The organism is Candidatus Benthicola sp. (genome assembly GCF_058719085.1).
In genome coordinates this window covers 1-6,127 of sequence record NZ_JBZQEK010000178.1, presented here as the reverse complement: position 1 = coordinate 6,127, position 6,127 = coordinate 1, and the positions used below count along the sequence as shown (strand labels likewise).

At 66.2% G+C, this 6,127-nt stretch carries 12 protein-coding genes and 1 pseudogene; all 13 read left to right on the top strand.

Features of this window, described 5'->3' with window-relative positions; genetic code table 11:
* Positions 1–114: pseudogene (locus tag AC36XV_RS12840) on the top strand (type Z 30S ribosomal protein S14); the annotation flags it as partial.
* Positions 115–117: 3 nt separating this feature from the next.
* Entirely contained in the window at positions 118–516 is a 399-nt protein-coding gene (rpsH, locus tag AC36XV_RS12835) for a 30S ribosomal protein S8 (protein WP_492204081.1), read from the top strand.
* 61 nt (positions 517–577) lie between these two features.
* The gene (rplF, locus tag AC36XV_RS12830) at positions 578–1,123 is read left to right on the top strand and encodes a 50S ribosomal protein L6 (RefSeq protein WP_492204080.1); all 546 of its coding nucleotides are present in this window, start codon (positions 578–580) and stop codon (positions 1,121–1,123) included.
* 66 nt (positions 1,124–1,189) lie between these two features.
* Positions 1,190–1,567 (top strand): 50S ribosomal protein L18, encoded by a 378-nt coding sequence (gene rplR / locus AC36XV_RS12825; RefSeq protein ID WP_492204079.1) that lies wholly within the window; start codon positions 1,190–1,192, stop codon positions 1,565–1,567.
* A gap of 72 nt (positions 1,568–1,639) precedes the next feature.
* Positions 1,640–2,173, top strand: coding sequence for a 30S ribosomal protein S5 (rpsE, locus tag AC36XV_RS12820; RefSeq protein WP_492204078.1), 534 nt, complete (start codon positions 1,640–1,642; stop codon positions 2,171–2,173).
* A complete protein-coding gene (gene rpmD / locus AC36XV_RS12815; RefSeq protein WP_492204077.1) occupies positions 2,166–2,351 on the top strand; it encodes a 50S ribosomal protein L30 in 186 nt (61 codons plus the stop codon). The genes rpsE and rpmD overlap by 8 nt, the downstream gene beginning before the upstream one ends.
* A gap of 22 nt (positions 2,352–2,373) precedes the next feature.
* On the top strand, positions 2,374–2,814 hold the full coding sequence (rplO, locus tag AC36XV_RS12810) for a 50S ribosomal protein L15 (protein ID WP_492204083.1): 441 nt from the start codon (positions 2,374–2,376) through the stop codon (positions 2,812–2,814).
* A 1-nt stretch (position 2,815) separates the two neighbouring features.
* Positions 2,816–4,162 (top strand): preprotein translocase subunit SecY, encoded by a 1,347-nt coding sequence (gene secY / locus AC36XV_RS12805; RefSeq protein ID WP_492204076.1) that lies wholly within the window; start codon positions 2,816–2,818, stop codon positions 4,160–4,162.
* Between the two features lie 26 nt (positions 4,163–4,188).
* On the top strand, positions 4,189–4,743 hold the full coding sequence (locus AC36XV_RS12800) for an adenylate kinase (RefSeq protein WP_492204075.1): 555 nt from the start codon (positions 4,189–4,191) through the stop codon (positions 4,741–4,743).
* Positions 4,740–5,507: a type I methionyl aminopeptidase gene (gene map / locus AC36XV_RS12795; protein WP_492204074.1), complete on the top strand. Its 768-nt coding sequence runs from the start codon at positions 4,740–4,742 to the stop codon at positions 5,505–5,507. The genes AC36XV_RS12800 and map overlap by 4 nt, the downstream gene beginning before the upstream one ends.
* A gap of 13 nt (positions 5,508–5,520) precedes the next feature.
* Complete coding sequence (gene infA, locus AC36XV_RS12790) at positions 5,521–5,739, top strand: translation initiation factor IF-1 (RefSeq protein ID WP_492204073.1); 219 nt, start codon at positions 5,521–5,523, stop codon at positions 5,737–5,739.
* A gap of 77 nt (positions 5,740–5,816) precedes the next feature.
* Complete coding sequence (rpmJ, locus tag AC36XV_RS12785; protein ID WP_492204072.1) at positions 5,817–5,933, top strand: 50S ribosomal protein L36; 117 nt, start codon at positions 5,817–5,819, stop codon at positions 5,931–5,933.
* A 60-nt stretch (positions 5,934–5,993) separates the two neighbouring features.
* Positions 5,994–6,127 (top strand): 30S ribosomal protein S13 (rpsM, locus tag AC36XV_RS12780; protein WP_492204082.1); only part of this gene is annotated, 134 nt, incomplete at its 3' end.

Sequence of the window (6,127 nt, the reverse complement as noted above, 5' to 3'; positions counted from 1 at the left end):
CAGAGGTGCGGGCGGTCGCGGGCCTACATGCGGAAGTTTGGCCTGTGCAGGATCTGCTTCCGGCAGATGGCGCTCAGGGGGGAGATCCCCGGCGTCCGAAAGGCGAGTTGGTAGAACATGAGCATGAACGATCCCATCGCCGACATGTTGACGCGGCTTCGCAACGCGAGCCGGGCGGGTCACCGCCGAGTGGACATGCCGGTCGCGAAGCTGAAGGTCGAGATCGCGCGAATCCTGACCGAGAACCACTTCATCCACGGCTACAAGGTCCTGGACGACGGGGCTCACGGCGTGCTCAGGGTCTACCTGAAGTACACCGAGGATGAGAAGCCGGTGATCCGCTCGCTACGGAGGATCTCGCGGCCCGGACTGCGCCGGTACGTGGGCGCTCAGGGCATGCCACGGGTCCGGTCGGGCATGGGCATCGCCATCCTGTCCACGTCGAAGGGCGTGATGACGGACCGGCAGGCCCGCCAGGAGCGCGTGGGCGGAGAGGTGATCGCCACGGTCTACTAGGGACCGGGCGCAGGAACCGTCACCCCGCGGTTGTCGGGGTGCCAGACAGAGTGCGGTAGAGATGTCGAGAGTCGGAAAACAGCCGATCGTCGTTCCGGAGGGCGTCGCCGTGTCCGTCGACGGGTCCGAGGTCCGCGTCAAGGGACCCAAGGGCGAGCTCAGCGGACGGTTCGACCCGGACATGCACATCGCCGTCGAGGACGGCGCCGTCGCCGTGTCCCGGCCGACGGACCAGCCGCGGCACCGGGCCCTGCACGGGCTGACGCGAAGCCTCGTGGCGAACATGGTGGAGGGAGTCCACCAGGGGTTCGAGCGCACGCTGGAGATTCACGGAGTCGGGTACCGCGCCCAGCAGAAGGGCAAGGCGGTGGAATTCTCCGTCGGATACAGCAATCCGGTGATGTTCGAGGCCCCCGCGGGCGTGGAGCTGGTCGTGGAGACGCCGACCGTCGTTCACGTGAGAGGCATCGACAAGCAGGCCGTCGGAGAGGTGGCCGCCCGGATCCGTCGAATCCGGCCCCCGGAGCCTTACAAGGGCAAGGGAATCCGGTATCGAGGCGAGCACGTGCGGAGAAAGGCCGGTAAGGCGACGGCGGTGGGCGCCTGATCGGCGAGAGAACACCAGCGCATGTTCCGGACACCCGGATCGGGTGAACGGTCGGAGGAGCAGGAAATGGCAGTCAGTAAGTCGGCAGAGCGGCGGCAGCGTCGCGCCACGAGGCACAAGCGGGTCCTGAGGAAGCTGCGCGGCACCGCGGAGCGGCCGAGGCTCGTCGTGTTCCGGAGCCTGAAGAACCTCGAGGGACAGCTCGTCGACGACGACCGGGGCGTGACCCTCATGGGTCTGTCGACCCTCGCGCTCGACAAGACGCCGGAGGTGGAGGATCTCTCGGCCAAGATGGCCGCCAGCTTCACGGCCGGCCGGCAGCTGGCCGAGAGGGCCAAGGCCGAGGGCATCGAGAGCGTCGTGTTCGATCGGGGAGGCTACCGATATCACGGGCGCGTCAAGGCCTTTGCCGATGGGGCGAGGGCCGGCGGGCTGAAGTTCTGAGACCCATCAAGGGACGGTCGATCGTCCGCGAGAGTCGCGGACGGAGCCGCCGGATTTGGAGAATTTGAGGGAATGGCGAAGAAGCAAGGTCGCAGACGGGATCGGCGGGACGAGGGCGACAACCTCAAGGAGAACGTGATCCACATCAATCGGGTCTCGAAGGTCGTCAAGGGCGGCCGTCGGTTCTCCTTCACGGCTCTTGTGGCCGTCGGTGACGGTCAGGGCAAGGTCGGCACGGCCCTCGGCAAGGCGAACGAGGTGGCCGAGGCGATCCGCAAAGGGCTGGAGCAGGCGCGGAAGAGCATGGTGGAGATCCCGATCATCGGGGGCACCATTCCGCACGAGCTCATCGGACGCCACGGGGCGGGCCGGGTGCTGTTGAAGCCCGCCTCCCCGGGAACCGGTGTGATCGCCGGCGGTCCGGTGCGGGCGGTGCTCGACTGTGCGGGCGTGCAGGACATCCTCACGAAGAGCCTGGGTTCGAACAACCCGCTCAACGTGGTCGCGGCCACCATGAACGGGCTGCAAAGCCTGATGACCCCGGAAGCGGTGGCGCGGGAGCGCGGCGTCGACGTCGAGGTGATCCGGGAGGCGATGCGTGGCTAAGAAGATTCGGATCAAGCAGGTGCGAAGCGGCAGCAACGCGATCCAGAAGCAGCGGGCGACGCTCGAGGCCCTGGGGCTCCGTCATCATCAGGCGGAGGTGGTCAAGGAGGACCATCCGGCCATCCGCGGGATGATCCGTGTCGTGTCGCACCTGGTGGAAGTCGAGGAGGTCGAGTAGACCGATGGCAGATGATAAGCGAATCGGCCTGGACAACCTGAGCCCGGCCCCCGGTTCCCGCACGCAGCGGAAGCGGGTCGGAAGAGGGCGCGGCTCCGGTCTGGGCAAGACGTCGGGACGCGGTCACAAGGGCCAGAAGTCGAGGTCGGGGGCATCGATCCCCGCCTGGTTCGAGGGCGGGCAGATGCCGCTGTACCGGCGTGTCCCGAAGCGGGGCTTCAAGCCGATCAACCGGCGCGAGTACCAGATCGTCAATCTGGGCGTCCTGGCCGAGGTGGAGGGCACGGAGTTCGGACCGGAGGAGCTCGAGGCGAGCGGCCTGATCCGGTCGGCGGACAAACCCGTGAAGATCCTCGGCAAAGGGGCGCCGGGTCGAGCGGTCACCGTTCGGGCGCATGCGTTCAGCGGTGCTGCGAGGGCGAAGATCGAAGCGGATGGCGGAACCGCGGAACTGATCGGCTGACATGGCGAACGAACGTACCCAAGCGCTGCAGGCCGCCCAGAACATCTTCAAGATCCCGGAGCTGAAGAGCAAGATTCTCTTCACGCTCCTCTGTCTGGCCGTGTACCGGTTCGGTTCGCACGTGCCGACGGCGGGTGTGAACCTCCTGGCCCTGCAACAGCTGGCCGGACAGTTCCAGGGCACGCTTTTCGGGATCTACGACCTGTTCACGGGGGGTGCCCTGCAGCGGGCGACCGTGTTCGCCCTCGGCATCATGCCGTACATCTCGGCCAGCATCATCTTCCAGGTCCTGGGCTCGACCTTCCCTACGATCGAGAAGCTCCAGAAGGAAGGCGAGGACGGCCGGCGCAAGCTCACGCAGTGGACCCGGTACTCGACCGTGGTCCTGTGCATCATGCAGGCGTACGGCTACTCCATCTTCCTCGAGTCGCAGCCGGGGGTCGTCGTGGACCCGGGCTGGGGATTCCGGCTCGAGACCGTGCTGCTGCTCACGGCGGGTGGAGTGTTCGTCATGTGGCTCGGAGAGCAGATCACCGAGCGCGGCATCGGCAACGGCATGTCGCTCCTGATCTTCTTTTCGATCATCCAGGGTTTCCCGGCGGCCGTGTTCAACACGCTCGAGCTGCTGAGAGCCGGGGGAATCAGCCTCTTCAAGCTGATCGCGCTGATCGTGGTGCTGATCCTGATCACGGCGGCCGTGGTGGCGCTCACCATGGCGGCGCGCCGGATCCCGGTGCAGATCCCGCGAAAGGTGGTCGGGCGCGGTCGGGTGCGCGAAGGGCAGAAGTCCTTCATCCCGATCCGCATCAACAGCGCCGGCGTGATGCCGATCATCTTCGCGCAGGCCATCATCATCGTGCCGGGAACGCTGTACTCCTTCACGGGCGGACAGGGGGCCTCCGGGTTCCTGTACGACCTCAGCCAGATGTTCCAGCCCGGATCGATGTGGTACTACGTCACCTACGCGGCCCTGATCATCGTGTTCACCTACGTGTACACGGCGATCATCTTCAATCCGGTCGACCTGGCGGAGAACCTGAAGAAGCAGGGCGGGTTCATCCCCGGCGTGAAGCCCGGGGTCCAGACCGCCGAGTACATCGACCGGGTACTGACCAGGGTGACGCTTCCCGGGTCGATCTACCTGGCGATCATCGCGATCCTGCCGTTCTGGATCTTCGCCGCGTTCGACATCCAGACGTTCTTCTTCGGGGGCACGTCGCTGCTGATCGTCGTCGGCGTGGCCCTGGATACGGTGCAGCAGATGCAGCAGCACCTGCTGCTCCGGCAGTATGAAGGGTTCATGAAGAAGGGGCGGGTCAAGTACAGGGGCCGCCAGCGATACATGTGAGGTACCCGGACGAGGGAGATCCGGACGTGAGGCTCATCATCATGGGTCCCCCGGGCGCCGGCAAAGGCACGCAGGGGGAGTTGCTGGCACAGCGGCTGGGTGTGCCGCGGCATTCGACCGGAGATTTCCTGCGGCAGGCGCTCCGCGAAGGGACCCCCCGGGGTCGCGAGGCGAAGCGCTTCATGCACGCCGGCGAGCTCGTGCCCGATGAGGTGATCCTCGGGATCATCGGGGAGTCGCTCGAGCACGAGGGCTCCGCGGAGGGCTTCGTCCTCGACGGGTTCCCGCGGACCGTGGCGCAGGCCGAGGGGCTGGCCCGTCTGCTCGAGGAGCGCGACGAAGAGCTGGACGCGGTCGTGAACCTCGACGTCGATGACGAAGAGATCATGCGGCGGCTCGCGTCCCGCGGCCGCAAGGATGACCTCGAGGAGACGATCCGGCGGCGGCTCGAGATCTATCGGGCCGATACGAAGCCGGTCCTCGACTGGTACGTGCGGGCCGGCGTCCCGGTGCTGGAGATCGGAGGCGTGGGCGACATCGACGAGATCCAGGAGCAGATCCTGGGCTGCCTCGCGTTGTGATCCGGCTCAAGTCGTCGGCGGAGATCGAGGCGATCGGTCGCGCCGGCGAGATCGTGGCCGGAGTCCTGGCCCTGGTCGGCGATGAATCCCGGCCCGGTGTCAGTACGGCGGACCTGGATGCGGTCGCGGAGACCTTCATCCGGGACCACGAGGGTGCCACGCCGGCGTTCAAGGGGCTGTACGGCTTCCCGGCCACGCTGTGCACGAGCCTGAACGATGAGGTCGTGCACGGGATCCCGTCGCCGGACCGGGTGCTGGAGGACGGCGACCTGGTAGGTGTCGACGTCGGCGTGGAGCTCGAGGGCCTGTATGCCGATGCGGCGGTGACCGTGGCCGTCGGCGAGGCCTCGGAGGATGCGCTGCGGCTCCTCGACGTGACCCGAACCGCGCTCGAGATCGGGGTCCGACAGGCCGCGGTCGGTTCTACGGTGGGCGATGTGGGCGCCGCGATTCAGGCCAGCGTGGAGAAGGCCGGGTTCAGCGTGATCCGGGAGCTGGTGGGTCACGGGGTTGGCTACGCGCCCCACGAGGAGCCGCACGTTCCCAATTACGGGAGCCGTGGCCAGGGCCAGAGGCTGGAGGAAGGGCTCGTCATCGCCATCGAGCCGATGGTCAATGCGGGACGACGGCACATCCGCACGCTGGCGGATGGATGGACGGTGGTGACGGCCGACGGGAGCCTGTCGGCGCACTTCGAGCACACGGTGGCCGTGACGCGCGAGGGACCGAAGATCCTGACTGCGATGGCGGCGAACCGGCCCTGATAGGAGGGAGCAGTTGGCAAAAGAGGAACCGATCCAGATGGCCGGAGAGGTCATCGAGGCGCTGCCGAACGCCATGTTCCGGGTCAAGCTGGAGAACGAGCACGAGATCACGTGCCACGTCTCGGGCAAAATCCGAATGAACTACATCCGGATCCTCCCGGGAGACAAGGTCACGGTGGAGATGTCTCCCTATGATCTGACGAAGGGACGGATTACCTACCGTTTCAAGTAACGGTCGTTGATTCGCCGGCGGACAGCGGTTATCTTCAAAAGCTGTCTCGCGAACGGTTCAAGAGGACGGAATACGTCATGAAGGTGCGCTCGAGCGTTAAGCGGATCTGTGAGCACTGCAAGATCATTCGCCGCCGCGGTGTGGTGCGCGTGATCTGCAGCCGGGATCCGAAGCACAAGCAGCGGCAGGGATAATAGACGGACGCCGGGCGTCGGCCGATTCGACGGCGCGCCCACAATCTGAACGGGTGGTACATGGCAAGAATAGCCGGCGTCGACCTTCCCCGGGACAAGCGGGTCGAGATCGCTCTGACCTACATCTACGGGATCGGTCGCTCCACAGCACAGGCGATCCTGGCCGAAACGGCCGTGGATCCGGACACGCGCGT

What these genes read in the sequence shown, in the direction of transcription:
- rpsH (WP_492204081.1), top strand. Translation starts at nt 118, where the DNA reads ATGAGCATGAACGATCCCATCGCCGACATGTTGACGCGGCTTCGCAAC.
- rplF (WP_492204080.1), top strand. Translation starts at nt 578, where the DNA reads ATGTCGAGAGTCGGAAAACAGCCGATCGTCGTTCCGGAGGGCGTCGCC.
- rplR (WP_492204079.1), top strand. Translation starts at nt 1,190, where the DNA reads ATGGCAGTCAGTAAGTCGGCAGAGCGGCGGCAGCGTCGCGCCACGAGG.
- rpsE (WP_492204078.1), top strand. Translation starts at nt 1,640, where the DNA reads ATGGCGAAGAAGCAAGGTCGCAGACGGGATCGGCGGGACGAGGGCGAC.
- secY (WP_492204076.1), top strand. Translation starts at nt 2,816, where the DNA reads ATGGCGAACGAACGTACCCAAGCGCTGCAGGCCGCCCAGAACATCTTC.
- rpmJ (WP_492204072.1), top strand. Translation starts at nt 5,817, where the DNA reads ATGAAGGTGCGCTCGAGCGTTAAGCGGATCTGTGAGCACTGCAAGATC.